Source organism: Niveispirillum sp. GW835-FHT14G11 (genome assembly GCF_058793615.1).
In genome coordinates, this window is sequence record NZ_JBXAFZ010000017.1 from 67914 (window position 1) to 93521 (window position 25608).

Consider the following 25608-nt stretch of genomic DNA (forward strand, 5'->3'; position numbering starts at 1 on the left):
GATCAGGGCAGCATGGGCAAGCCCAACAGCTTCTCCGCCGCTTCCGCCGGCACGGGGCGGGAGAAATAATATCCCTGGCCGTACCGGCATTCCAAACCGCGCAGGAACGTGACCTCCGCCGGGCTTTCGATCCCTTCGGCCACGACATCCAAATCCAGGCTTTTGGCCAGCAGCAGGATGATGCGGGGGATTTCCTCCCGCCGGTCGCCATTGCCGGACCCGCTGACGAAGGCGCGATCGATCTTCAGGGAGTTGACCGGATAGCGATGCAGATAGGAGAGCGAGGAATAGCCAGTACCGAAATCGTCCAATGACAGGTGGACGCCCAGGCCGCGGATTTGCTGCATCATGGAAACGGCCCGACCCGGGTCGTCCATCAGCAGGCTTTCCGTGATCTCCAGCTTCAGCGTGTCCGGCCGCACACCTGTATCGTCCAGCACATGGCGCACGCAATCCACCATGTCATCGTCCAGCATCTGCCGGCCGGACACATTGACGCTCATGAACAGGCCGCTGTCATGGGTCTTCTGCCAGCGGGCCAGCTGCTCCGCCGCTTCCTGCATGGCCCAGCGGCCGATCTGCAGGATCAGGCCCGTATCCTCCGCCAGCGGCACGAAATCGGCAGGCGATATGAGCCCACGTTCGGGGTGCTGCCAGCGGATCAGGGCCTCGAACCCGGCAATGGTCTGGTCCGACAGGCGCACGATGGGCTGATAGAACAGGGTCAACTGGTGGCGGTCGGTGGCCAGGCGCAGGTCAGCCTCGGTGCGCAGGCGCGACATGGCGCGGGCGCGCAACGCGTCGTCGAACACTTCGACCCGGTTGCGGCCGGCCCCCTTGGCGCGGAACATGGCCAGGCTGGCATCGCGCAGCATGTCGGCGGCCTGACCGTAGCCGGTGTGTGACATGGCGATGCCACCCGACGTCGTCAGCACCAGTTCCTGCGGCAATCCGGGCAGGTGGATGGGCTCGGCCATGATGGCGGCCAGACGCTGGGCCGCCGTCATCGCCGCCTTCACATCCACCACGCCGTCCATCAGCACCCCGAACTCGTCGGCGGAGATGCGGGCGATGGTGTCGCCAGCCCGGCGCTGGTTCTCCAGCCTTTTCGCCAGGATGCGCAGCACCTCGTCCCCGATATTGGGACCCAGGCTGTCATTGATGGTCTTGAAATGGTCCAGGTCAAACAGGATGACGGCGCAAGGCGGGTCGTCGGGCCGGCGGCGGCGGTCGATGGTCTGGCCGATACGGTCCATCAGCAGCGACCGATTGGGCAGCCCCGTCAACCCGTCATGGAAGGCATCGAACAGGATCTGCTGTTCGGCGCGCTTGCGGGCCGTGATGTCGGTCATCGATCCGGCCATGCGGATGGCATCGCCCAGCGCGTCGCGGATGGCGACGCCGCGGATCAGTACCCACAGCTCCGCCCCGCTGTCATGGCGGGTGCGCACCTCATGTTCCAGATGGTCCAGCCGGCCGGACAAATGCAGCTCGAACGCGGCGCGAAGGCCCGGCAGGTCGCTGGCATGCACCAGGGCGAACCAGTCCTCCATGGTGCCGACCCATTCGCCACCGGGCAGGCCCAGCATGTCCGACCAGCGGGGCGAGTAATAAACCTCGCCTTCCTGGATGCGCCAATCCCAGAGCCCGTCATTGGCCCCCTGGGCGGCCAGGGCATAGCGTTCCTCGCTGATGCGCAGCTGTTCCTCGGCCACCTTGCGGTCGGTGATGTCGGATTGCGATCCGACCAGCCGCACCGGCTCCCCATCGGGATTCATGACGGCGATGCCTCGGCACAGCATCCAGCGCCAGCCGCTTTGCCCATGCTGGATGCGGTATTCGATCTGGAACGGCTTGCCCCCGGCCGACATCTGCGCGTCCAAGGTCGCCTGCAGCCAGATCAGGTCCTCCGGATGCACACGGGTAAGCCATTGCTCCGGTCCGTCCGCCTCCTCCTCGGGTGCCAGTCCGATCAGCGCCCACCAGCGCGGCGCGTAATAGATGCGGTCGGTGCGCAGATCCCAATCATAGAGCCCGTCATTGGTGGCCGCCGCGGCCAGCGCCAGCCGTTCCTCGCTGACACGCAGCTTCTCCTCGGCCTCCTTGCGCTCCGTGATGTCGGCGGCTGTGCCGATCAGGCGGTTGACGATCCCATCCGCCCCGGCGATGGCGGCACCGCGAACGGCCAGCCAGGTCCAGTCGCCGCGCCCGTTGCGCACCCGGTGTTCGATCACGAAACGTCGCCCGGCCTCGTCGTGACGGGGGCGCAGGGTGGCCTCCAGCCACAGCAAGTCCTCCGGATGGACGCGGCCGAACCAGTCGCGGGAATGGCAATTCCCTTCCAATCCCAAGCCCAGATGTTCGCGAAAGCCCGGCGACAGGAACATGGTGTCGACGGTCAGGTCCCAGTCCCAAACGGCCTCGCCGCTGGAAAGTCCCGCCAGCATGTAGCGTTGGGCCAGTTGATCGTCGGGCGTCGTCTGGGGCAAGGTCGGCCGGTCGGCAAGGGAAAGGTGCGTCGTGGAAACTCTATACCACTTTCGACGGATGGGGCCATGCCCCTTCGCGACCGCCCGTTATTTATACTAGACTTGGTTTCATGGACTGGAACGACCAAGCGATTCTGTTATCCGCACGCCCGTATGGGGAAACGGCGGCTTTGGCACTGGTGCTGACCCGCGACCATGGGCGGCACGCGGGTCTGCTGCATGGTGGCCAGTCGGCCCGGAATCGGGCTGTGCTGGAGCCGGGAAACCTGCTGGCCGCCTCCTGGCGGGCCCGGCTCGCCGACCAACTGGGCACCTGGTCGCTGGAGTTGGAGCGGGCCTATGCGGCCCCCTTGCTGGACGATCCGCTGCGACTCGCCTGTCTGGCATCGGCCTGCGCGCTGCTGGACGGGCTGCTGGCCGACCGCGAGCCGCATCCGGGCCTGTTCGACGCCACCCTGGCTCTGCTCGCGGCGCTGTCGATGGAGGTCTGGGCGGAGATCTATGTTCGGTGGGAGGTCGGGCTGCTGGAGGAGGTGGGGTTCGGCCTGGACCTGACCCGCTGCGCCGTCAGCGGCCGCAGCGCCCAGGACCTGTTCGCCGGCAATGACGGCCTGTCCCATGTCAGCCCGCGCACGGGCAGGGCCGTGTCGATATCGGCGGCCGAACCCTATAAGGACAAGCTGCTGCCCCTGCCGCCTTTCCTGCTGGGCCTGTCCGATGGTGGCCCGGCGGAGGTGATGCAGGGGCTGCTTCTGACCGGCCATTTCCTGGACCGCAGCGCTTTCGCCCAGCGCCACGCCGAGGTACCGGCGGCCCGGGCCCGGTTCGTGGAGCGGTACGGACGGGCGCATGGGTTACCGGTGGCGGCCGGGTGACAGGGCGGCCGCCTTTACTCCGACCTCTATCCCGGCCTGCGAGTGGTTGGCTTCGAGCGCTGCCGTGTCCGTTTATTTCCGTATCGTTGGCGATCAAGTCATCATCGAACGCCTGCTCTATGCCGGCCGGCAGCTGTAGAAGCTGCGTATCCCCAAAGCCCAGTATAGAAGCCAGTACCCATGCCCCTACCACATCTGGTATGGATAGGGCATGACCGACGCCGCCTATGAAATCCTGGACAAACGCCTCGCCGAAGCCCTGGGCGAACGATACCTGTCCTATGCGCTCTCCACCATCGTCTCCCGTTCGCTGCCCGATGTGCGCGACGGGTTGAAGCCGGTGCATCGGCGCATTCTGTTCGCCATGAGCCAGCTGAAGCTGGACCCCAACACCATGCCGAAAAAGTCAGCGCGCGTGGTCGGCGACGTGATCGGCAAGTTCCATCCCCATGGCGACCAGTCCGTCTATGACGCGCTGGTCCGTCTGGCGCAGGATTTCGCCAGCCGGTATCCGCTGGTCGAGGGGCAAGGGAACTTCGGCAATATCGACGGCGATAACGCAGCCGCCATGCGATATACCGAAGCCAAGCTGACGGAGGTCGCCAAGGCCCTGATGCAGGGCCTGGATGAGGATGCGACCGATTTTCGCCCCACCTATGATGGTGACGGGAATGAGCCGATCGTGCTGCCCGCTGCCTTTCCCAACCTGCTGGCCAATGGGTCCGCCGGCATCGCCGTGGGCATGGCCACCAGCATTCCCCCGCACAATGTCGGGGAGATCTGCGGTGCCCTGAACCTGATCATCGAGCGCGAATTGCTACCAGCACCAGAGAAGCGCTGGCCGGTGACGGTGGACGAGTTGGTCAGCTGGGTGCGTGGGCCGGACTTTCCCACCGGTGGCGTACTGGTGGAGAATCGCGCCAACATCATCGAGGCCTATCGCACCGGCCGCGGCGCCTTCCGCCTGCGCGCCCGCTGGGTCAAGGAGGCGCTGGGGCAGGGGACCTGGCAGGTGGTGGTCACCGAAATTCCTTATCAGGTGCAGAAATCGCGTCTGGTGGAGAAGATTGCCGAGCTGCTGGCGGAGCGTAAACTGCCGCTGCTGGACGATGTGCGCGACGAATCAGCCGAGGATATCCGTCTGATCCTGATCCCCAAGAGCCGGAACGTCGATCCCGCGGTGCTGATGGAACAGCTGTTCCGCAACACCGATCTGGAGATCCGTTTCAGCCTGAACATGAACGTGCTGGATGGCGGTACTCTGCCGCGCGTCATGAATTTGCACGAGGTGCTGAACGCCTTCCTGGCCCATCGCCAGGATGTGCTGATCCGCCGCTCCCGCTTCCGGCTGGCAGAGATCGAGCATCGGCTGGAGGTGCTGCGCGGCTATCTGATCGCGTATCTGAACCTGGACGAGGTCATCCGCATCATCCGCGAGGAGGATGAGCCCAAGAAGGAGCTGATACGCACTTTCAGCCTGACCGATGTCCAGGCCGAGGCGATCTTGAACATGCGCCTGCGGTCCTTGCGCCGCCTGGAAGAGTTCGAGATCAAGAAGGAACATGACGCCCTGTCGGCGGAGAAGTCCAAGCTGACCGAACTGCTGGAGGATGAGGGCAAGCGCTGGAAATCCATCCGCACGGAAGTGCAGCAGATGGATAAGAAGTTCGGCCGTTCCACCGCCTTGGGTGAGCGTCGGACGGAAGTGGGCGACGCGCCCGCCGACATCGTGGTTCCGGTGGAGGCGATGATCGAGCGGGAGCCGCTGACTGTCTTCCTGTCGGAAAAGGGCTGGATCCGCGCTGTGTCGCGTCACCTGACCCCCGCGGAGGTGGCCGACGCCAAATACAAGGATGGCGATCAGGAAGGTTTCGTCCTGCGCGTCCAGACCACGGACAAACTGCTGGTCTTTGCCAATAATGGCAAGTTCTACACGCTGGGTGCCGACAAGCTGCCGCGCGGCCGCGGCTTTGGGGAGCCGGTGCGCCTGATGGCCGACCTGGGCGAGGCCGAGATCGTGGCCCTGTTCCCGCATGTGCCAGGCCAGAAACTGATCGTTGCCAGCAGCGATGGTCGTGGCTTCCAGGTGGAAGCCGACGAGGTTGTGGCCCAGACACGCGCTGGCCGCCAAGTGCTGAACCCGTCCGATGATGGCGTGCCGTCCCTGGTGATCCCGGTAGAGGGCGATGCGGTGGCGGTGATCGGCAATAACCGCAAGCTGCTGGTGTTCAAGCTGGATGAACTGCCGCTGCTGACCCGTGGCAAGGGCGTGGCGCTGCAGAAATACAAGGATGCCAGTCTGGCCGACGTGAAAAGCTTCAATCTGGCTGAGGGCCTGTCCTGGAAGCTGGGCGGGGCGGAGGGCAGGATGCGCACTGTTGCCATGCCGGAACTGGCCGGTTGGGTGGCCTTCCGGGGCACCCAGGGCAAGATGCCACCCACCGGCTTCCCCCGGAACAACAAGTTCACGGACTGAAGCGGGGTCCCGATAGGGCAGCCATTTCTTGATGACCTGATAGCCGCCTCGATTGGCCAGGATCAGGGCGACATCGCCAGGTGGGGTCAGCATGGCACTGCGCCGCAACCGGCGGTGCAGGAATTCCTACAACCGTCAGCGTCCTATATTCGCGCCCGTCGCCGAAAATAAATGCGGCAGAAGAAATGGCTGCTAGGCCAAAATGATTTGGTTGCCGATACATTGCGAACCTTCCGGATAGATATCCATCCTGCGGACCGAGGCCTAGACTGACCTTCGACCGTCGGCTTAAAGACCGACGAGAAGGGAGTTGAAAATGCGCCTTGTCGCGATGGCTGGGCGCCTGCTGTTGGGTGTACTGGTCTTGTTGGCGCCCACTGGGCAGACGCCGGCTGCTGAGGTTTTGCGGTTCCTGACCAACATCGCCCCGCCCTATCAGGAGATGGTTGGCGGCAGCCTGGATGGCACGTCGATGCGTGCCTTCGACTGTGTGATGGACCGGTTGGATCAGCGCTATCAGGTGGACCTTTCTCCCTGGCTGCGCGCCCATGAGCAGGTGCGCCAGGGGCTGGCCCAGGGCATCTTCTCCGTCGCTCCAGATACGGCCAGCAATCCCGACGCTGGCCGTCTTTCCCTGCCTTTGGCGTTGGAGCGCTGGGTATGGGTCACCGCAGCACCCGTGGGGGCGATCCCCGCAAAGGTAGGTACTGGCCTGCCGGTGGCAGCCGTCCTCGGATCGAACCAGTTGAAATGGCTGCAGGGCAATCAAACCAACATCGATGGCTCCGCGCGCAGCGGGGCGCAATTGCTGCGCATGCTGATGGGTGGTCGGGTTGCGGCGGTCCTGATGGATGAAGCGGAACTGGCTTCCGCCAGACGAGAGGCAGGGGTTGACCCCGCCGGCCTCACCATCGCCTTTGAACGCTACATGCCGTTGGGCGTTTACTTCTCCACCGCTTTTATGACGGCGCATCCGGGATTCCTGGAAAAATTCAACGCCCAGGTCCCCCATTGTGCCGCCGCCAATATGGCCCTGTCGTCCGCGGAACGGCGAACGGCGCTGGCGGTGGCGCAGCATGTGCGTGACCAACTCCTGGCCGACCCGACCCTGTTGCCGGCCTTGGCTGCCGCGTGGCGGACGAACGGTGCCAAGCCGGTGCAACAGATCATTATGGAGGATCGGCGCTATCAGGCCCATCGCAAGCGGGCGGATGACACGCTGGTTACCAGTCTGCGCGATCATCCGCTTTCGTCTTTGCTTCACAAGCTTCGAGACGCGTCGGGCGGTATGGTCTCTGAAATCCTGCTGTTCGATGGGGCCGGCATGGCCGTGGCGTCCGATCCACTTTCCAGTGATCTATGGCAGGCTGACGAACGTAAATTCTACATGACGGTGGCCAAGGGGCCAGACACCGCCTTTGTCGACACGATCGCCTTCGATCAATCCACCAGCCAATTCAGCGTGCAGATCAGCTTTGGCATCGGTGACGACCCAACGGCCCCAGCCCTGGGCGGCCTGACCGTTGGTTTAAATATCGAGCTTACCTTGAACGGGCGGTAGGGCCACGCCTCTCCTACCGTTCCATCAGGTTCGGCCGGCCATCTTCGTCCATGTCCATGGGGTAGCGTTCGCCCCGGTGCTTCACTTCCATGTCGCTGGTCGATACGGCCAGTGACATGGCGAAGCCCGTGTCGGGGCAGGGATTGGGGGCGTAACCGCGCGCCAACGCCTTGTCATCCTTGCCGTAATCCAGGCGGGCACCGGCATATTTGCCGCTGACACCGCCCATGGCGACGCCTGCCTCCACCGTCTTGCGCACGCGGCACTTGGCCTCCTCCTGCTGTTGCTGCGCTTGTGCCACGGGCACGCCCTGGCTGTAGTCCGGAACAGTGCGTGCGGTGGGGCCGCCGCCCACAGGCTGGGCGTCCGGCTTCTTTTCCAGCAGCGTGAAGGTATTGGGCGCCGGCCCCGCATTCTCCTCCGCCGTGGCGGAAAGGGCGATGATCGACAGGACCAAGCCGGTCAGGAACAGGGCGCGCATGGCAATCTCCAGGGTATGATACCCATTATACGCCTGAACATGGTTCACCCTGTTCCTGTTTGCAAGCTCAGGCCTTGGCTTTTTTCACCGCCGGCTTCTTGGCAGTGGTGGCCGTCTTGGTGGTCTTTGGCGCCGCCTTGGGTGCGTTAGCCTTCTTGACCGGCGCCTTCTTCGGCTTCTCCTCGCCCTCCGTCTCCGGTGCCGCACCCTTCTTGGCCGTATCCTTGGCGGCCTTCGCGGCCAGGATTTCCACGGCCTGCTCCAGGGTCACCGTATCGGCATTGTAGGCCTTGGTGATGCTGGCGAAAATCTTGTTGTGCTTCACATAGGGGCCGAAGCGGCCGGACCCGATGGAGATAGGCTTGCCATCCTTGGGATGGTTGCCCAACTCACGCCCGGCAACGGCCTTTTTCACCGGCCCGTCGCCCAGCAGCACGACCGCGCGGTTCAACCCGATGGTCAGCACATCATCGTCGGGCGTGATGTTCTTATAAGCATCGCCATGCTTCAGATACGGCCCGTAGCGCCCGATGCCGGCCTGGATTTCCTGGCCCGACGACGGGTGCATGCCCAGCGAGCGCGGCAGGGACAAGAGCGCCAGGGCGACGGTCAAATCCACGTCCGGCGGGTTCAGGCCTTTGGGCAGGGACACGCGTTTTGGCTTCTCCCCCTTCGCCGCCGCCTCGCCCAGCTGCACATACACCCCATAGGGCCCGCGCTTCATGACGACATTCTGGCTGGTTTCGGGATCGACGCCCAGATCGCGGTCGGCATCCGCCTCCGCCTCTTCCCCGGCCACGGCCAGCGGGCGGGTATAGCGGCATTCCGGGTAGTTGGAACAGCCGATGAAGGCGCCCGTCTTCCCCAGCTTCAGCGACAGCCGCCCCGCCCCGCAGGTGGGGCAGACGCGTACATCGACCTTGTGCCCCTCGGCATCGAACCGGTCGGGGAAGAAGTGCGGGCCCAGCGCCTCGTCCAGGGCGTTCAGCACCTGGGTGATGGTCAGATCCTTGGTTTCGTCGATGGAAGCATGGAAATGCTTCCAGAACTCCCGCAGCACATCCTTCCAGAAAATGCGCCCGCCAGAAATATCGTCCAGCTTCTCTTCCAGAGCCGCGGTGAAATCATACTGGACATAGCGGTTGAAGAAATTCTCCAGGAAGCTGGTGACCAGCCGCCCGCGATCCTCTGGCTCGAACCGCCTTTTCTCCAGCCGCACATAATTGCGCTCCTGCAGGACCTGCAGGGTGGAGGCATAGGTGGAAGGCCGGCCGATGCCCAGCTCCTCCATCTTCTTCACCAGGCTCGCCTCGGTATAACGCGGCGGGGGCTGGGTGAAATGCTGGTCGGATTTCAGCGCACCGCGCGTCAGGTCGTCGCCATCCTTCATGGGCGGCAGGCGGCGGTTCTCCTCCTCCTCCCCGTCATCATCCTTCTCTTCCTGATAGACCTTCAGGAAGCCATCGAAACGGATGATGGAGCCGGTGGCCCGGAAAACAGCCTCGGCCCCCTTCGACATGATGTCGACCGTGACCTGATCCATGATGGCGCTGGCCATCTGGCTGGCCACCGTGCGCTTCCAGACCAGTTCGTAAAGACGCAGCTCATCCTTATCCAGATAGCGCGACAGCTGGTCAGGGCGCCGGAACAGGTCGGTTGGGCGGATGGCCTCGTGCGCTTCCTGGGCGTTTTTGGCGGCGGTCTTATAGATACGGGGCTTTTCCGGCACGTAATTGCCGCCCCAAGTCTGATCGATCAGACGCCGCGATCCCTCGATGGCCTCCTGGCTCAAGGACACGCCGTCGGTCCGCATATAGGTGATCAGGCCGACCGTCTCGCCGCCGATATCCACGCCCTCATACAGCTTCTGGGCGGTGCGCATGGTCTTCACGGCACCAAAGCCCAGCTTGCGGCTGGCTTCCTGCTGCAAGGTGGAGGTGGTGAAGGGCGCATAGGGGTTGCGCTTCACCTCCTTGCGCTCCACTCGGCCGACCTTGAACAGCATGGGGCGGATGCGGGCCAGCGCCGCCTCGGCGGCACCCTTGTCACCCAGGCTGAACTTTTCCAGCCGCTTGCCATCCAGCTGGGTCAGGCGGGCGGTGAAGGTGGAACCGTCGTGGGTTTTGAACTCCGCCTCGATGGTCCAGTATTCCTGGGGCTTGAACGCCTCGATCTCGGCCTCGCGCTCACAGATCAGGCGCAGGGCCACCGACTGCACCCGCCCCGCCGATTTCGACCCCGGCAGCTTGCGCCACAGGACCGGCGACAGGTTGAACCCCACCAGATAATCCAGGGCGCGGCGAGCCAGATAGGCCTGCACCAGTTCCTGGTCTACGTCGCGCGGCTTGCCGATGGCGTCCAGGACCGCACTCTTGGTGATCTCATTGAAGGTGATGCGCCGCACCTCGGCCTTGTTGACCAGGCGCTTTTCCTTCAACAGCTCATGCACATGCCAGGCAATGGCCTCGCCTTCGCGATCCGGATCGGTGGCCAGGAAGACGCGGGATGCGCCCTTCACGGCGCGCGCGATCTCGTCGACATGGCGCTTGGACCGGTCACCCAGTTCCCAGTCCATCTCGAAATCCTCTTCGGGGCGCACCGACCCATCCTTGGGTGGAAGGTCGCGCACATGCCCGAAACTGGCCAGGACGGTGAAGTCCGACCCCAGATATTTGTTGATGGTCTTGGCCTTGGCCGGGGATTCGACGATGACGACACTGCCAGCCACTGAAGGACCCGCCTTTGCAAGAACGATGGACACCGGATGGCGGGACCTGTCAGATCAGGCTGACCTGCCCCCCGGGATGACGCTGCAGCCGCCCCGCCAGTTCCAATTCCAGCAGAACGGTCATCACCACCCCGGCAGACAATTGGCAGCCGCGGACCACTTCGTCAATGAGAACCGGGGATGGGGACAGGCACTCCCCCACCAGACGGCGTGCTTTGGCCAGTTCCGCCTCATCTTCCATATTGGGTTGGGGGGGGCGGTACACCCCGCCCGCCGGCTCCGCCATTGGTTCGCGCAGGTTGCCCCGCAGGTGGCTGATAATGTCGTCGACATTCTCCACCAACCCCGCTCCGTCCTTGATCAGACGGTTGCATCCCTGCGCGCGTGGGTCCAACGGTGATCCGGGAACGGCGAAGACCTCGCGCCCCTGCTCGGCGGCAAAGCGGGCCGTGATCAGCGAGCCCGACTTCAACGCCGCCTCCACCACCACCACGCCCAGCGACAGGCCGGAAATCAGGCGGTTGCGCCGGGGGAAATGCCTTGCCTGAGGCTCGGTGCCCAGGGGTGATTCGGCCAGCACCGCGCCGCGCTGCGCGATGTCGCGGTACAGGCCGTCATTTTCCGGCGGATAGATGATATCGACCCCGCCCGCCACCACGGCCACCGTCCCGCCGCCCTGCACCCCACCGACCAGCGCCCCCTGGTGTGCTGCGGTATCAATGCCGCGCGCCAAGCCCGACACCACCGTGAATCCCGCCTCGGCCAGATCGCGGCCCAGCTTTTCCGCCATCTTGCGGCCCACGATGCTGGCATTGCGCGCGCCCACGATCCCCACGCAGGGCCGTGACAGCAGGGCGGGAAAGCCCAACATGGTCAGAACCGGCGGGGCGTCGTCTATCACCGCCAGCGCCGCCGGATACTCCCCCTCCCCGCGGAACAGCCAACGCCCGCCCATCCGCTCCAGTGCGACCGCCTCCCGCTCCACTTCCGCCTTGCCCGGAATGCGAAGGGGTGCCGTCCGCCCCCCGCGCTTGGCCAGTTCGGGCAGTGCTGCCAGTGCCGTGCTGGCCGTCCCGAACCGCTCCATCAGCCGCATGAATGTCACCGGCCCAACATTCTCTGCCCGGATCAACCGGACGCGGTCGATCCGCTCAGCATGGGAAAGGGGGGCGATTTTGGATTGCATGCCGCCATGGTTCTGCAATTTCCTACAAGTGTCAACGGGGATGGTGGGCATGGCACGGTGTGCAGAAGCGTAAAGGCGCCTTTATTGATTATCCTGGCCAAGGCCGGGCCGAACGGCAGTGCTGTGCGGTAAATCGGTGTTGGGGCCGATCAGGGCGCTGGCGCGTCAGGCATCTTGTGGCATAAGGGGGCCAATCCCCAGCCTCTGGAACCCGGCCGCCGATTATGATTCGCCTTGAAAATATCAGCAAACACAATGGTCATCGCATCCTGTTCATGGAGTCGTCCGCGGCGCTGAACCGGGGTGAGAAGGTGGGGCTGGTCGGCCCCAACGGGGCCGGCAAGACAACCCTGTTCCGGATGATCACGGGCGAAGAACAGCCGGATACGGGCCAGGTGTCGGTGGAGAAACAGGTCTCCATCGGCTATTTCAGCCAGGATGTGGGTGAGATGTCCGGCCGAAGTGCTGTCCAGGAGGTGATGGACGGTGCCGGCCCGGTGAGTGAGGTGGCCAAGGAAATGGCGAGCCTGGAAGCAGCCATGGCCGACCCCGATCAGGCCGACCAGATGGAGGCGATCGTCGAGCGCTATGGCGAGGTGCAGGCGCGCTTTGATGAACTGGGCGGTTATGAGCTGGAGGGTCGCGCGCGCGAGGTGCTGGCTGGGCTCAGTTTCAGTCAGGAAATGATGGACAAGGATGTCGGCGCGCTGTCGGGCGGCTGGAAGATGCGGGTGGCGCTGGGCCGTATCCTGCTGATGAAACCCGATGCCATGCTGCTGGACGAGCCCAGCAACCATCTGGACATTGAAAGCCTGATCTGGCTGGAGGGGTTCCTGAAGGGCTATGACGGGGCCTTGCTGATGACCTCGCACGACCGGGAATTCATGAACCGGATCGTCAACAAGATCATCGAAATCGATGGCGGGTCGCTGACCAGTTATTCCGGTGATTACGGTTTCTATGAACAGCAGCGGGCGTTGAACGAAAAGCAGCAGCAGGCGCAGTTTGAACGCCAGCAAGCCATGCTGGCCAAGGAGATCAAGTTCATCGAGCGGTTCAAGGCCCGTGCCTCGCACGCCAGCCAGGTGCAGAGCCGGGTCAAGAAACTGGATAAGATCGACCGGGTCGAGCCCCCTAAACGCCGCCAGACCGTGCTGTTCGACTTCCCACCAGCCCCACGCTCGGGCGATGATGTCGCGGTCCTGCGCAACGTAAATAAGGGCTATGGCAGCCGTAGCATCTATCAGGGCTTCGATTTCACCATCCGCCGCAAGGAACGCTGGTGCGTCATGGGCGTCAATGGTGCCGGCAAATCAACGCTGCTGAAGCTGATCGCGGGCGTGGACCAGCCCGATGCTGGCTCCGTCAATGTCGGGGCCAGCGTCAAGATGGGCTATTTCTCCCAGCACGCGATGGAGTTGCTGGACGGGGAGCAGACAGTGTTCGAGGCGTTGGAGAGCAGCTTCCCGCAGGCGGGGCAGGGGGCACTGCGCGCCCTGGCCGGATGTTTCGGCTTCTCTGGCGATGATGTGGAAAAGCGCTGCCGGGTGCTGTCGGGCGGAGAGAAGGCGCGGTTGGTGATGGCGATCATGCTGTTCAACCCGCCGAATTTCCTGGTGCTGGACGAGCCGACCAACCATCTCGACCTTGATACCAAGCAGATGCTGATCACCGCCCTGGCCGCCTATGAGGGCACCATGCTGTTCGTGTCGCACGACCGGCACTTCCTGGCGGCACTGTCCAACCGGGTGCTGGAACTGACCCCGGACGGCATCCATCAATATGGCGGCGGCTATACCGAATATGTGGCGCGCACCGGGCAGGAGGCGCCGGGCCTGCATGGCTGACGCGGTTCGTCGGCGTCGCACCCCGTGACGGCGGCAGCCTGTGGCGGTATGATCGCGCCATGATCTATCACGGCCCGTGCCCCAAGGAAGTGATGCTGCTGCTCTGTGCGCGGATCGGGTTCAACCCGCCGGGTTGAGGGTTCCTGTCCGTTTCCGTGTGCATCCTCGATCCTTGGCTTGGGAGCTGGCGCCATGACCGCCACCGCAGAATTGAAGCGTCTTTCCGGTGCCCATCACTGGCATCCCTTCACCGACCATCAGGAACTGGCCGCCCTGGGCGGCCCCCGCATCATCACCGGAGCTGATGGCGTGTGGCTGACTGACAGCACGGGCAGTCGCATCCTGGATGCCATGGCCGGGCTGTGGTGTGTCAATGTCGGCTATGGGCGGCGGGAGCTGGCCGATGCCGCCTATCGGCAACTGACCGACCTCAGCTTCTATCACGGCTTCTTCAAGACCACGACGGAACCGACGGTGCGGCTGGCGGCCAAGCTGGCGGAACTGACGCCGCCGGGCCTTTCCCGCGCCTTCTTCGCTAATTCCGGGTCGGAGGCCAATGACACGATCGTGCGCATGGCCCGCCATTACTGGGCCCTGAAGGGCCAGCCGGAAAAGCGGGTCTTTATTGGCCGTGAGCATGGCTATCACGGCACCACCATGGCCGCGACGTCGCTGAACGGCATGAAGGTGATGCATGAACAAGGCGGCCTGCCGCTGCCCGGCTTTGCCCATGTCATGGCCCCCTACCCGTTCGAAGGGCAGGGGGAGATGAGTGCGGAGGCGTTTGGCCGGCTGGCGGCCCGGGCGGTGGAGGAGAAGATCCTGGCCATCGGCCCCGAAAATGTCGCCGCCTTCATCGGGGAACCGGTCCAGGGGGCCGGCGGCGTCATCATCCCACCGGACAGCTATTGGCCGGAGATCAACCGCATCTGCAGGGAGCATGACATCCTGCTGATCGCGGACGAGGTGATCTGCGGCTTTGGCCGGCTGGGCCATTGGTTCGGGTCACAGCGTTACGGGATCAAGCCGGATTTCATGACCCTGGCCAAGGGCATCACATCGGGCTACGTGCCCCTTTCCGCCGTCATGGTGGGGGACCGGGTGGCGGAGACCTTGATCAATGAGGGTGGCGAGTTCTACCACGGCTTCACCTATTCCGGTCACCCGGTGGCCTGTGCCGTGGCGCTGGCCAATCTGGAGCTGATCGAGCGGGAAGGGCTGGTGGATCGTGCACGGACGGAAATCGGGCCGTATTTGCGCGAAAAGCTGGAGGAAATACTGGATGGTCACCCCATCGTGGGGGAAATCCGGTCCGAAGGCATGATCGGCGCCATCGAGATCGTGAAGGACCGCCGGACGCGGGAGCGTTTCCCCGGTGGTGGCAAGGTCGGCCTTATGGCGCGCGACCATTGTTTTCACAACAACCTGATCATGCGCGGCATCCGCGACAGCCTTGTCTACGCCCCCGCCCTGACCATGACGAAGGAGGAAGCGGACGAGGTGGCCCGTCTGGCCAAGCTGGCGCTGGACTTGACGGCGAAGGACCTGGGCATGATGTGACGCGGGTCAGGTGGGGCGGCCGGATGATTATCCGGCCTTGTCCTCGGCGATGACCCGCTCGATATCGTCCTGCTGATGCGCAGGCAGGCCATGCGCATCGGCAAATTCACGGGCCATGTGGCAAAGCGCTACGTAATGCTGTGGGACGTAGGTGGAGAACCACCACTCGTTGGTTCCGCTGCGCAGGGCACGATTGGCAAAGGCGTGGAGCGTCATCCAGGCATAGAGCCCGCCCTTTTCCCCCATCCGCTGTTGCTTGCGGAAGGCAGAAAGATGGTGGAGATCCAGGTCGACCTTGTCATGGTTGAAATAGGCAGGCTCGTCGCCCAGATAGATTTCCTCGTGGATGACGCCTTTCCAATGGGCGGCGGTGTCCCGGCGGTAGACCCGGAGATGCCGCTCGCTGTCGAAGGCCGCATCAGCAATGACCGCCTGCCAATCCTCCGGCCCGAACCCGGCCACCGCATGGTAATTGCGGCGCCCGACGCCACAGACATCGTGGCCGCATTGCGCGAGATGTTCGCGCAGGCTGTCGATTTCCGCTGGCATGACCAGTTCATCCGCGTCGATCGCGAATATCCAATCCCCGCTGGCCTGTTCGGCGCCCAGGTTGCGGGCGTGGGCGAAACCCTGCAGGAACAGGTCGCGCCGTTCCATGGTAACCAGTTTCGTGCGTTCCACGGGCAGGGCGGCAATGGCGTCCAGGGAGCCATCGGTGCTTCCCATATCGACAAAGACCAACTCGTCAAAGCTGTTGAAAAATACATCCTGGAACGCCGTGATATACTCAATCTCGTTATAAACGAGCATGAGCAGCGATAATTTGATCATTCCATTCTCCGGCGCCGCTGGATTCAAATTCATCAGGGGCTTATTCTTTTCAGACTTTCTTTCGATAAAGAATCAAAATTCAACGGGATCGGGATTTTTATCTTGAGCTTCCTGGCTGCCTGTTGATCCCGTCTCCCTGGGGCATGCAATTTGATTATAGAAGGGGCCGGGATATGTGCCAACAGCACAATTTCCGCCCTCCGGCTTCGGCTTGCGGGACCGTGCCGGCGGCGAAGGGCAGAGGAGGTGGGAGCCCTCCCGACGCGTATCGGCGGTCCCGACGCCCCCGAATGGCGTGCTTTGCTTGCTTGCCCGCCTGGACGGTCCCGCCCCAAGCGATCGCACGCCAGCCCGTCAGGACTCCGCCTCCATTGCGGAGATATGCGCGTGTTCCGGCCGGAGGCCGGGCACCGGGCCTATTTCTTGGCCGGGGCGATGTTTGGCAGGTCCTCGGACAGGATGGTCATGTTGAAGGCGTAGGAGACGTCGCCATCATCCTCGTCACGATAGAGGGTGCCGATGAACTCCTCCCCGATGGTGACTTCAACGGGCTGGCCCTTCTTGGCCGGTGGGTTCACGGTGATCTTGTCGTTGCCGAAATTCTTGCGCAGATAGGTCTGCAGCCGAGCGATCTCATTGGGGGTCATTGTCCATCCGCCCTTTCTTGTGGCTCTTGGGGTTCAAAGAAAAGCCAGGGGCGCCGCTCCCGCCGGAACGGCGCCCCTGTTGTCGATCCGGCCGGTAATCAGGATAGCCTGATCACCGGCAAAGACCAGTCGGGAAATCAGCCCGCGTTCGCCATGGCGATGACGGTGTCGCCCATGCGGTTGGAGAAGCCCCATTCATTGTCGTACCAGGTCAAGATACGCACGAAGTTGCCTTCCATGACCTTCGTCTCGTTCAGGGCGAAGATCGAGCTGTGGCTGTCATGGTTGAAGTCGGTTGACACCAGCGGCTCCGCATAGGCGCCCAGGATGCCCTTCAGCGGGCCGGAGGCGGCGGCGTCGGTGATCAGCTTGTTCACTTCCTCGACGGTCGTGTTGCGCTTGGCCACGAACTTGAAGTCGACAACCGACACGTTCGGGGTCGGCACGCGCAGCGAGGTGCCGTCCAGCTTGCCCTTCAGTTCCGGCAGCACCTTGCCCACCGCCTTGGCGGCACCGGTGCTGGTCGGGATGATGTTCAGGGCGGCGGCACGGGCGCGGTGCAGATCCTTGTGGAACGTGTCCACGGTGTTCTGGTCGCCCGTGTAGCTGTGGATGGTGGTCATGAAGCCATGGGCGATGCCGATGCCGTTATTCAGCACATAGGCGACCGGAGCCAGGCAGTTGGTGGTGCAGGAGGCGTTGGAGACGATCTTGTGTTCGGCCGTCAACTTCTGATGGTTCACGCCATAGACGACCGTCAGATCCTCATCCGTGGCGGGTGCGGAGATCAGCACCTTCTTGGCACCCGCGGTCAGGTGCTTGGACGCGGCCTCACGCGAGGTGAAGATGCCGGAGCATTCCAGGGCGATATCCACACCCAGCTCGGCCCAGGGCAGCTGGGCCGGATCGCGCTGCTGCACGGAACGGATGGTGTGGCCATTGACGACCAGATTGCCGTCCACGACCTCCACGGTGCCGGGGAAGCGGCCATGCACGCTGTCATACTTCAGCAGGTGGGCGTTGGATGCGGCGTCGGCCAGATCGTTGATGGCGACGACCTCGATATCCGTGCGGCCGCTTTCATAGAGGGCGCGCAGCACCAGACGGCCGATACGCCCGAACCCGTTGATCGCAACTTTGACAGCCATGCTTTCCTCCGATTGAACGGCGCCCACGCCGGCTCTGGCGCGGAGGCCGATGGGCAGCCAACGGCCCATGTTCCAAAGCCGAATTAACCCTTGAACTCCCCGCATACAAGGGCACAACCGTCCCTTCCGCCATGCGTGAAGCGCACGGGTTGCAGCTTAGTTTTTTTGCGGGAAGGCCGCAATTCAGGTAACGGCGTTACCGGCATGACTCTTTCTGGTCAAGGTTTGTGCGGGGGCGGAAGTAGTGGATAGTCCAAGGTAGCGGTGATTTGCTTCATTCAGATTTGACGAGGCGGGCTTGTCGGCGTGCCGACGCAGAAAGCGCGTCGGTCTGTTGCAACGCAACGAACTCAATCCAATGTTGAGGGAAGTTCACGGCCGCCATAAATTACATTGTCGATGAAGACGATTCCGTCAGCGATATGATAGGCAATGGTCACGTTGCGACGGAAAGGTAATATCCGCAGACCAGGGCGAATATCATCGCGGCTCGGCCCCCGAGATGGAAATATATGCAGGCCCAAGCAATGGGCATGGATGGCGCTGGTAAAGGCCAAAGCCCTCTCAGGATTGGCATGCTCCGCGATATAGACGTAAATCTGTTTCAAATCCTCTTCGGCACTCGCGGAGAAACGGATTTCATAGTTCATTGTTTAGCCGCCAGCGTGCGGGCGTGCAACGCGTGGAGCCGCTCCAGAACCTGTTCACCTGTCAGGGTGGCCGTCGGATTTGCCCTTACCGCATCCACGGTCGGCCCTACCTTGTCGCGCAGCCAGTTTTCCAGCTCATCATCGTCTTCGCGATAGAGACGCAAGGCGTCACTGACCACGCTGGCGGGTGATCTATGGTGGCCAGACGCCACCAGTTCATCCAGCAGCGCCGCATCCTCTTCCGGTAGTTCCAGGACTACCTTGCGCGTGGCACCCATTGGTCACCTCCTGCTGCCGGCAAACGCGAAACAGCACCAAGGATACATTCTGGCGCCGTCTGCGTCACATCCGATTCTTGGATCATCTGCGTCCGACGAGGACGTTGATTCTGAAAAGCTCAATGTTCTTAAGGGTAACGCCCGACCAAGAGCTGCATGCCGATGGATGCGCGTAATCAGATTATATCTAACTATTAACACACCATTTTATTGACACTCTGGGAGGGCTGTGCGAGGGTTTCCATGTTTGAAACCATTTCAGGAGTAGCAAGAATACCCACCTATACCGGCATCAGCGGGAATGATAGCATACCCGGTCCACCAGTGCGGATTCAATCAACGGAATGGCCGGGAACGATACAGTTCGTGCATCTGGTGGCAATGACTCTGTTTATGGCGGGACTGGTGACAATGACTTGTATGGTGATGGAAACAATGATCTAATTTATGGTCAGGATGGCATTGATTGGATTTTTGGTGGTGAGAACAACGATATTTTATATGGTGGCAATGGATCTGATCTTATATATGTGGATAATGATAATGGAACCGGGACTGGGCAAGATAGATTGATTGGTGGCCCTGGAAACGATGAGTTGCATGGTGGAGCGGCCGACGATGCCTACCTTTTTACCTTTGGTTCCGATGGTATAGATGAGATACATGAATATTCTGGCGATTATGATAAATTAATATTGGACAATATTGTCCACAACAATGTCCGTGTTGGAAATGGAACGGCGGTTGGATATGAAGAAAATGATATAGTGATATACAGTTATTCTGATTCTCTTGATGGAACAATTAGCAGCGCAGTTATCGTCGTCGGTTATTATAATTCCGAGGGTGCGGTTGAGCTTATCAATATTTCTATTACCGATTACCCCACTGTTGACTTCCTTTAACCCATGCTTATGGCGGGTGTGACATGACCATTTCCAGTATCTTCAACCTGACGAATGGAAATAATCAGTCGTCGGTGGGAAATCCCTTTGCAGGTGTCGGTAAAGTCACCGGCGCCGCATCGGATGGCGTGTTCACGCCCGCCAAGAACAGCGGCGGGACGGCGGGGGTGCCGTCCTTGCCAAAGGCTGTTGTCGGCGCAACGGATAAGGTGGAACTCAGTGGCTTGGCCCAGGCGTTGACCGGCCAGGCCGCTGCGTTCTTCAATCACATGGATGATAAGGAGGGTAGTACGCTGGAAAGTTTGATAAAATTGGGGAAAGTGTCGGTGGACGACGCCGTGCAGGGCCTTGAGTTCTGGGCGGATGAGGTGACCTTCATGAAGGCGATGTCGCTGGTCGAAATGACGCCGCAGGAACAAGAACAGGCCAAGCAGCGCAAGGCGGCAAGGTCGGATTTTGATGCGAGCTTTCAGGATTTTGCGGAAATCAACAAGGAAAACGAAGCGTTGAATGAAGAATATGTGAAGGCGGTCGAGACGGGTGCCAGCGATCTCACTGCCATCCGTGAACGTCTGGATGCGGTGTCTCAGCGCTACCAAACGGCGTCGGCCAATGCACGGCGAAGCCGGGACGACATCGGTGATACCGGGCTGGCGATACGGGCGGCGTTCGAACGACGTTCGAATGTTGTTGCGGAGGCCAAGGCAACGTCCGGACACCCGGATGGTGCCGTGCGTTCGAATGCACAGAACAAGGCGGCGGCGGATCGGTTGGCGGATGCCGGATTGGACCAACTCACGCTGAAGAATGCCCGCCGCAGCTTTGCGGCAAGCATCACCGATTTTCCCTATTGAACTGGCCAAGGGGCTGCTATTTTGCCCCATAAAACAATGCGGCACCGAAAATCTCCGGTGCCGCTTGCATTTGAAAGGAGTTTTGACCGGCTTACACCCGCTCCTTCGCCGCCTTCACGATGGTCTCGGCGGTGATGCCGAAATGTTCGTACAACTCCTGATAGGGCGCGCTTTCACCAAAACCGGGCATGCCGATGAACACGCCCTTTTCCCCAATCCAGCGGTCCCAGCCGAAGCGGACCATGGCTTCCACGCCGATGCGCAGCCCATCGCCCAGCACGGCCTTCTGATAGGCTTCCGGCTGTTCAGCGAACAACTCCCAGGACGGCATGGAGACCAGCGCCGTGGGGATGCCGTCGGCTTCCAGCTTTTCCCGTGCGTTAAACGCGATCTCCACCTCCGACCCCGTGGCCAGCAGGGTGACCTTGCGGGGGCCCGACGCCTCACGCAGGACATAGGCGCCCTTGGCGGACAGGTTCTCGTCCGTGTGGTCCACGCGCATGGTGGCCAGGTTCTGGCGGGTCAGGGCCAGGACGGACGGACGGGTCTTGGCGTCGAGGGCGATTTCCCAGGCCTCGGCCGCTTCGACCGCATCGGCGGGGCGCAGGACCAGCAGGTTGGGGATGCAGCGCAGGGCCGGGATATGTTCCACGGGCTGGTGCGTCGGACCATCCTCGCCCAGGCCGATGCTGTCATGGGTCATGACATGGATGACCCGCTGCTTCATCAGGGCACCCAGACGGATAGCCGGGCGGCTATAGTCGGAGAAGGCCAGGAAGGTGCCGGAATAGGGGATGATGCCGCGATGCAGGGCCATGCCGTTCATGATGGCGGCCATGGCATGTTCGCGCACGCCGTAATGGACGTAACGGCCATCCCAGCTGTTCTTCTGCACGGCCTTGGACAGGGCCTTGACGCGGGTATTGTTGGACCCGGTCAGGTCGGCGGACCCGCCCATCATTTCCGGCATCAGCGGGACAATGACGTCCAGCGTGTTGCCCGACGACTGGCGGGTGGCGATCTTCGGCTTGGTCTCCGACACGGCCTTCTTATGGGCGTGCAGGGCGGCGCGCGCCTCGGCCGACAGGTCACCGGCGATGGCGGCCTTGAAGGCCAGACGGTTGGGGGAGCGGGCCAGACGCTTCACCCAGGCATCGACCGTCGGGTGGCCCCGGTCGCCCAAATAGCGCCAGGCGTGCAGGATGGATTCCGGAATCTCGAACGGCGCATGCGGCCAGTTCAGGGCCTTGCGCGCCCCGTCGATCTCGGCAGCGCCTAGCGGGCTGCCATGGCTGCCGGCGGTGTTGGCCTTAGTCGGCGCGCCATAGCCGATGGTGGTGCGGCAGGCGATCAGCGAGGGCTTGTCCGTCAGTTTGGCGGCTTCGATGGCCTTGGCGACCGCGACCGGGTCATGGCCGTCAACGGCGGACACGTCCCAGTTATAGGCGGCATAGCGGGCCTTCACATCCTCGGTGAAGGACAGGTCGGTGGAGCCGTCAATGCTGATGCGGTTGTCATCCCACAGCACGATCAGCTTGGACAGGCCCAGATGGCCGGCCAGCGAGGAGGCTTCGTGGCTGATGCCTTCCTGCAGGTCGCCGTCGCCGGCGATGACATAGGTCATGTGATCGACCAGATCGTCACCGAAGCGGGCATTCAGGATGCGCTCGGCCATGGCGAAGCCGACAGCGGTGGAGATACCCTGGCCCAGCGGGCCGGTGGTCATCTCGATGCCGCGCGCCATGCCGAATTCGGGATGACCGGCGGTCTTGGCGCCCATCTGGCGGAAGCGCTTGATCTCGTCCAGCGTGATGTCATCATATCCCGTCAGGTACATCAGGCTGTATTGCAGCATGGAACCATGACCGGCGGACAGGATGAACCGGTCACGGTCGGCCCAGTCAGGGCGTCTGGGATCAAACTTCAGGAACTGCGTGAACAGCACCGTCGCGACGTCGGCCATGCCCATCGGCATACCGGGATGCCCGGACTTGGCGGCTTCCACCGCGTCCATGGACAAGGCACGGATGGCGTTGGCGAGATCGGCGTGGGAAACGCCGGCGGTCAGATCGGACGACATTGCGTGAAGGGCCTTTCATGCGGGGACGCCGGCCTTTGATGCTGGCCGGACATTGCTCTGACGAAGCGCTGTACCTTAACGCCAGACGGGTCGCACCCGCCGTCCCGGTCCGACGGCCGATACCCCCCGAATGGTGGCGGCAAATTGGCCAAAACCACCGGGGGGGTCAAGCCACAGGCAAGCATGGCCGCTGCCCGGCCTTGGAAGGGGCAGATGTACCGAATAACGCGGCTTTTCGCGGTGCGAATGTTGACGCGGGGGGAGGGTGAACCCTAAGGTCTTCCGTCTGTGCCCGGTTCGGGGCCGACGCCATAACCACCGCCCTGGAACGAGCCACCGCCTTGGACAGCCTGACCGCCGCACTGGAGCGCCTGGATAAGTCCATCGGCCTGCTGGACCGTGCTTTGACGAAGCGTCTGGAACGGTTGGACGCCGGGGCCGGTACGGCCGGCTGGCTGGCGGAGAAATTGCGGTTGGAGGCGGAACTGGCGGCGGCGCGCCATGGCGAGCGGCAGGCACAGGAACAGGCCCGCGTCATGAAGGTTCGCCTGGACGGGGCGATTTTGCGCCTGCAGGGCGTACTTGAGGAAGGTTGAACATGCGTCGCGTCGATTTCACCCTGAATGGCCGTGGCCATTCGCTGACCTGCGAGGATGGTCAGGAGCAGCGCCTGCTGGAATTGGCTGCCTATGTCGATGCCCGTATGCAGGAGCTGACGGGTGGTGCTGCCGGGCATGAGGTACAGAACCTGATCGCCATCTGCATCGTGCTGGCGGACGAGCTGATGGAGGCAAGGGCGGAGGCCAAGTCCCTGCGCGCCGGCCACATGCCCGCCCCCATCGTGCATCAGCCCCCGCCCGCTCCGGTATCGGCCCCCACGGACGAGGCAAAAGTGGTGGCCGCGGTCGATACGCTGGCAAAACGCATCGAAGACATTGCAGCGCGGCTTGAACGCGCCTAAATAAGGAATTGGAAGTTGGCTGCCTGGTGCGTCAGGTCGCTTTATCCCCGGGGCCGATAATCATTCCTCGAGGGGGCTGTCCCTACCGGCATCGTGGTGCTGGCATATGGCTCCCACCTGCCTGTGCAGGTCACGAGGGATAGCATACACCAACGGCCAAGGCGGCCAGCTTCCGCTTTCATGCTCTCTCAGGTGCCGGGCGCCGCCATGGGGCGGCCTTGGCTCATGAGGCGCGCGGCGACAGTCATCGCCCCACCATCGGGCAGTTATCGTCCGATGGTAATGTTCCACCCATCCGCCGGTTGTCCGATGCCCGACCAGGATATTGATCCGATCGCGCAGGCCAAGCATGCGGCCCGCATCCAGGCGCGCGAAGCCCGTGCCCGCTGCCATAACGATGCCGGGCTGGCTGCTGGCATTGCCATATCCGCCCATCTCCTGTCGCTGCTTCCCGGCCTGCGTCCGGGTGCGCTGACCATCGCCGGCTATCATCCCAAGGGGGACGAGGCGGATGTGATGCCGTCCCTGGCCGCGCTGGCCAATGCCGGTCATGCCACGGCGCTGCCTGTGGTCACGGGTCGTGCCTGGCCGCTGGTCTTCCGGCTGTGGCGTCCCGGTCATCCGCTGGTACCCGGAGCCTTCCGCGTGATGGAACCGATGGGCGAGGCGCCGCTGGTGCAGCCGGACATCGTGCTGGTCCCATTGCTGGCTTTCGATGCGGCGGGATACCGGCTAGGCTATGGCGGGGGTTTCTATGACCGCACGCTGGAACTGCTGCGGGCGGAGGCGCCGACCATCGCCGTGGGCATCGGCTATGCGGGGCAGGGGGTGGATAAGCTGCCTGTCGACGCTTACGATCAAAAGCTTGACTGGATCGTGACGGAACAGGGTGCCTGGCGCCCGGCCTGAGGCCTTTGGGGTATCGAATGCGGCTGCTTTTCCTGGGCGATATTGTGGGGCGTAGCGGTCGTGAAGGGGTCTTGCGCCATCTGCCCGATTTGAAATCCCGCCTGAAGCCCGACTTCATCGTGGTGAACGGGGAGAACGCCGCCGGCGGCTTCGGCATCACGGAGAAGATCGCCGAGGAACTGTTCGCCGCCGGGGTGGATTGCGTCACCCTGGGCAACCATGCCTGGGACCAGAAAGAATTGCTGGGCCAGATCGGCCGCCTGCCGGGGCTGGTGCGTCCGATCAATTACCCCGAGGGCACGCCGGGTCGCGGCTTCACCATCCTGCCGGCTAAGAACGGGCGGCACAAGGTCATGGTGATCAACGCCATGGGCCGGGTGTTCATGGACCCGCTGGACGACCCGTTCCCGCCGGTGGAAAAGCTGCTGAACATCCACCGCCTGGGCGGAGCCCGCATGGGGCCGGCGGGCGTGGATGCCATCATCATGGACATGCATGCCGAAGCCAGCAGCGAGAAGATGATCATGGGCCATGTGCTGGATGGCCGCGTCAGCCTGGTGGTCGGTACCCATTGCCATGTGCCCACGGCCGATTTGCAGATCCTGAACGGCGGCACCGCCTATCAGACCGATGCCGGCATGTGCGGCGATTACGACACCGTGATCGGCATGAAGAAGGAAGCGGCCATCTACAAGATGCTGCGCAAGACGCCGGGCGAACGCTATTCACCGGGCGAGAATGACGCGACCGTCAGCGTCTGCGGCGTGTTCGTGGAAACCGATGACCGTACAGGTCTGGCCAAGCGGGCAGAGCCGGTGCGGGTGGGTGGTCGATTGGGACAGAGCCTGCCGTCGGTGACCTGATCAGCGCACCGGCGTGGGGTCGTCATTGTCGATCAGGTCCAGCACCAAGCGCCTGTCCGTGCCCATCGCTTGCTTGAGATGGCCGAAATGCTTGTTCAGCAGCGCGGCATAGCTGCCATTGGCGCGCATCTTGTGCAATCCGCGCAGCAGGATGGGGGCCAGATCACCAAGCGAACGAAATCGTCCAGGCTGTCGATCTGGTCGAACCGCTGCTGCCGCGTACGAGGCTGATTCCATCCGAGAAATCGTCAGGCTGGCATCGCTAATCGAAGATCGGGA

General features: G+C 62.8%; 22 protein-coding genes and 1 other RNA gene. 12 read left to right on the top strand and 11 right to left on the bottom strand.

Annotated features, from left to right (window positions below; all coding sequences use genetic code 11):
* Positions 1 to 2 precede the first annotated feature (2 nt).
* Complete coding sequence (locus tag AC1Q7F_RS26265; RefSeq protein ID WP_492511512.1) at positions 3 to 2489, bottom strand: sensor domain-containing protein; 2487 nt, start codon at positions 2487 to 2489, stop codon at positions 3 to 5.
* A gap of 170 nt (positions 2490 to 2659) precedes the next feature.
* Between AC1Q7F_RS26265 and recO the strand changes: the two genes are divergently transcribed.
* The 3 genes from recO (at position 2660) to AC1Q7F_RS26280 (ending at position 7401) form a co-directional block, all read left to right on the top strand.
* The gene (gene recO, locus AC1Q7F_RS26270) at positions 2660 to 3364 is read left to right on the top strand and encodes a DNA repair protein RecO (protein WP_492511513.1); all 705 of its coding nucleotides are present in this window, start codon (positions 2660 to 2662) and stop codon (positions 3362 to 3364) included.
* A gap of 211 nt (positions 3365 to 3575) precedes the next feature.
* Complete coding sequence (gene parC, locus AC1Q7F_RS26275; RefSeq protein ID WP_492511514.1) at positions 3576 to 5840, top strand: DNA topoisomerase IV subunit A; 2265 nt, start codon at positions 3576 to 3578, stop codon at positions 5838 to 5840.
* A gap of 316 nt (positions 5841 to 6156) precedes the next feature.
* Positions 6157 to 7401: a hypothetical protein gene (locus AC1Q7F_RS26280; protein ID WP_492511515.1), complete on the top strand. Its 1245-nt coding sequence runs from the start codon at positions 6157 to 6159 to the stop codon at positions 7399 to 7401.
* Positions 7402 to 7414: 13 nt separating this feature from the next.
* Here the strand turns inward: AC1Q7F_RS26280 and AC1Q7F_RS26285 are convergent, their stop codons facing one another.
* The 3 genes from AC1Q7F_RS26285 to dprA form a co-directional block, all read right to left on the bottom strand.
* On the bottom strand, positions 7415 to 7882 hold the full coding sequence (locus tag AC1Q7F_RS26285; protein WP_492511516.1) for a hypothetical protein: 468 nt from the start codon (positions 7880 to 7882) through the stop codon (positions 7415 to 7417).
* A 67-nt stretch (positions 7883 to 7949) separates the two neighbouring features.
* Positions 7950 to 10610 (bottom strand): type I DNA topoisomerase, encoded by a 2661-nt coding sequence (gene topA, locus AC1Q7F_RS26290; protein ID WP_492511517.1) that lies wholly within the window; start codon positions 10608 to 10610, stop codon positions 7950 to 7952.
* A gap of 49 nt (positions 10611 to 10659) precedes the next feature.
* Complete coding sequence (gene dprA / locus AC1Q7F_RS26295) at positions 10660 to 11796, bottom strand: DNA-processing protein DprA (protein WP_492511518.1); 1137 nt, start codon at positions 11794 to 11796, stop codon at positions 10660 to 10662.
* 224 nt (positions 11797 to 12020) lie between these two features.
* Between dprA and AC1Q7F_RS26300 the strand changes: the two genes are divergently transcribed.
* Together AC1Q7F_RS26300 and AC1Q7F_RS26305 are read left to right on the top strand one after the other, a co-directional pair.
* Positions 12021 to 13643 carry an ABC-F family ATP-binding cassette domain-containing protein gene (locus AC1Q7F_RS26300; RefSeq protein WP_492511519.1) on the top strand — a complete coding sequence of 541 codons (1623 nt, stop codon included), beginning with the start codon at positions 12021 to 12023 and terminating at the stop codon, positions 13641 to 13643.
* 192 nt (positions 13644 to 13835) lie between these two features.
* Positions 13836 to 15203 carry an aspartate aminotransferase family protein gene (locus AC1Q7F_RS26305; protein WP_492511520.1) on the top strand — a complete coding sequence of 456 codons (1368 nt, stop codon included), beginning with the start codon at positions 13836 to 13838 and terminating at the stop codon, positions 15201 to 15203.
* A gap of 27 nt (positions 15204 to 15230) precedes the next feature.
* Here the strand turns inward: AC1Q7F_RS26305 and AC1Q7F_RS26310 are convergent, their stop codons facing one another.
* The 5 genes from AC1Q7F_RS26310 to AC1Q7F_RS26330 form a co-directional block, all read right to left on the bottom strand.
* A complete protein-coding gene (locus AC1Q7F_RS26310) occupies positions 15231 to 16034 on the bottom strand; it encodes a glycosyltransferase (RefSeq protein WP_492511521.1) in 804 nt (267 codons plus the stop codon).
* Positions 16035 to 16450: 416 nt separating this feature from the next.
* Entirely contained in the window at positions 16451 to 16681 is a 231-nt protein-coding gene (locus AC1Q7F_RS26315) for a DUF3126 family protein (protein ID WP_082372584.1), read from the bottom strand.
* A gap of 137 nt (positions 16682 to 16818) precedes the next feature.
* Positions 16819 to 17829 carry a type I glyceraldehyde-3-phosphate dehydrogenase gene (gene gap / locus AC1Q7F_RS26320; RefSeq protein ID WP_492511522.1) on the bottom strand — a complete coding sequence of 337 codons (1011 nt, stop codon included), beginning with the start codon at positions 17827 to 17829 and terminating at the stop codon, positions 16819 to 16821.
* A gap of 350 nt (positions 17830 to 18179) precedes the next feature.
* A complete protein-coding gene (locus tag AC1Q7F_RS26325) occupies positions 18180 to 18479 on the bottom strand; it encodes a type II toxin-antitoxin system RelE/ParE family toxin (RefSeq protein ID WP_492511523.1) in 300 nt (99 codons plus the stop codon).
* Positions 18476 to 18757: a ribbon-helix-helix domain-containing protein gene (locus AC1Q7F_RS26330; RefSeq protein ID WP_492511524.1), complete on the bottom strand. Its 282-nt coding sequence runs from the start codon at positions 18755 to 18757 to the stop codon at positions 18476 to 18478. The genes AC1Q7F_RS26325 and AC1Q7F_RS26330 overlap by 4 nt, the downstream gene beginning before the upstream one ends.
* Before the next feature lie 335 nt (positions 18758 to 19092).
* Here AC1Q7F_RS26330 and AC1Q7F_RS26335 point away from each other — a divergent pair, with 335 nt between their 5' ends.
* Both AC1Q7F_RS26335 and AC1Q7F_RS26340 read left to right on the top strand, forming a co-directional pair.
* Positions 19093 to 19662: a calcium-binding protein gene (locus tag AC1Q7F_RS26335; protein ID WP_492511556.1), complete on the top strand. Its 570-nt coding sequence runs from the start codon at positions 19093 to 19095 to the stop codon at positions 19660 to 19662.
* A gap of 23 nt (positions 19663 to 19685) precedes the next feature.
* Entirely contained in the window at positions 19686 to 20516 is an 831-nt protein-coding gene (locus AC1Q7F_RS26340; RefSeq protein WP_492511525.1) for a hypothetical protein, read from the top strand.
* A 91-nt stretch (positions 20517 to 20607) separates the two neighbouring features.
* Here the strand turns inward: AC1Q7F_RS26340 and tkt are convergent, their stop codons facing one another.
* Entirely contained in the window at positions 20608 to 22596 is a 1989-nt protein-coding gene (gene tkt, locus AC1Q7F_RS26345; protein ID WP_492511526.1) for a transketolase, read from the bottom strand.
* A gap of 341 nt (positions 22597 to 22937) precedes the next feature.
* On the opposite strand from tkt, the gene AC1Q7F_RS26350 reads away from it, so the two are divergent.
* From AC1Q7F_RS26350 to AC1Q7F_RS26370, 5 genes are all read left to right on the top strand, one after another.
* Positions 22938 to 23192, top strand: coding sequence for a hypothetical protein (locus AC1Q7F_RS26350; RefSeq protein ID WP_492511527.1), 255 nt, complete (start codon positions 22938 to 22940; stop codon positions 23190 to 23192).
* A 2-nt stretch (positions 23193 to 23194) separates the two neighbouring features.
* Complete coding sequence (locus tag AC1Q7F_RS26355; protein ID WP_492511528.1) at positions 23195 to 23557, top strand: cell division protein ZapA; 363 nt, start codon at positions 23195 to 23197, stop codon at positions 23555 to 23557.
* A gap of 13 nt (positions 23558 to 23570) precedes the next feature.
* Positions 23571 to 23729: non-coding RNA, 6S RNA (gene ssrS, locus AC1Q7F_RS26360), on the top strand.
* 137 nt (positions 23730 to 23866) lie between these two features.
* Positions 23867 to 24466, top strand: a complete 600-nt coding sequence (locus AC1Q7F_RS26365) for a 5-formyltetrahydrofolate cyclo-ligase (protein ID WP_492511529.1) — start codon at positions 23867 to 23869, stop codon at positions 24464 to 24466.
* Positions 24467 to 24483: 17 nt separating this feature from the next.
* Positions 24484 to 25329 (top strand): TIGR00282 family metallophosphoesterase, encoded by an 846-nt coding sequence (locus AC1Q7F_RS26370; RefSeq protein ID WP_492511530.1) that lies wholly within the window; start codon positions 24484 to 24486, stop codon positions 25327 to 25329.
* Here the strand turns inward: AC1Q7F_RS26370 and AC1Q7F_RS26375 are convergent, their stop codons facing one another.
* Positions 25330 to 25458 carry a hypothetical protein gene (locus AC1Q7F_RS26375; RefSeq protein ID WP_492511531.1) on the bottom strand — a complete coding sequence of 43 codons (129 nt, stop codon included), beginning with the start codon at positions 25456 to 25458 and terminating at the stop codon, positions 25330 to 25332.
* Positions 25459 to 25608: the final 150 nt, after the last annotated feature.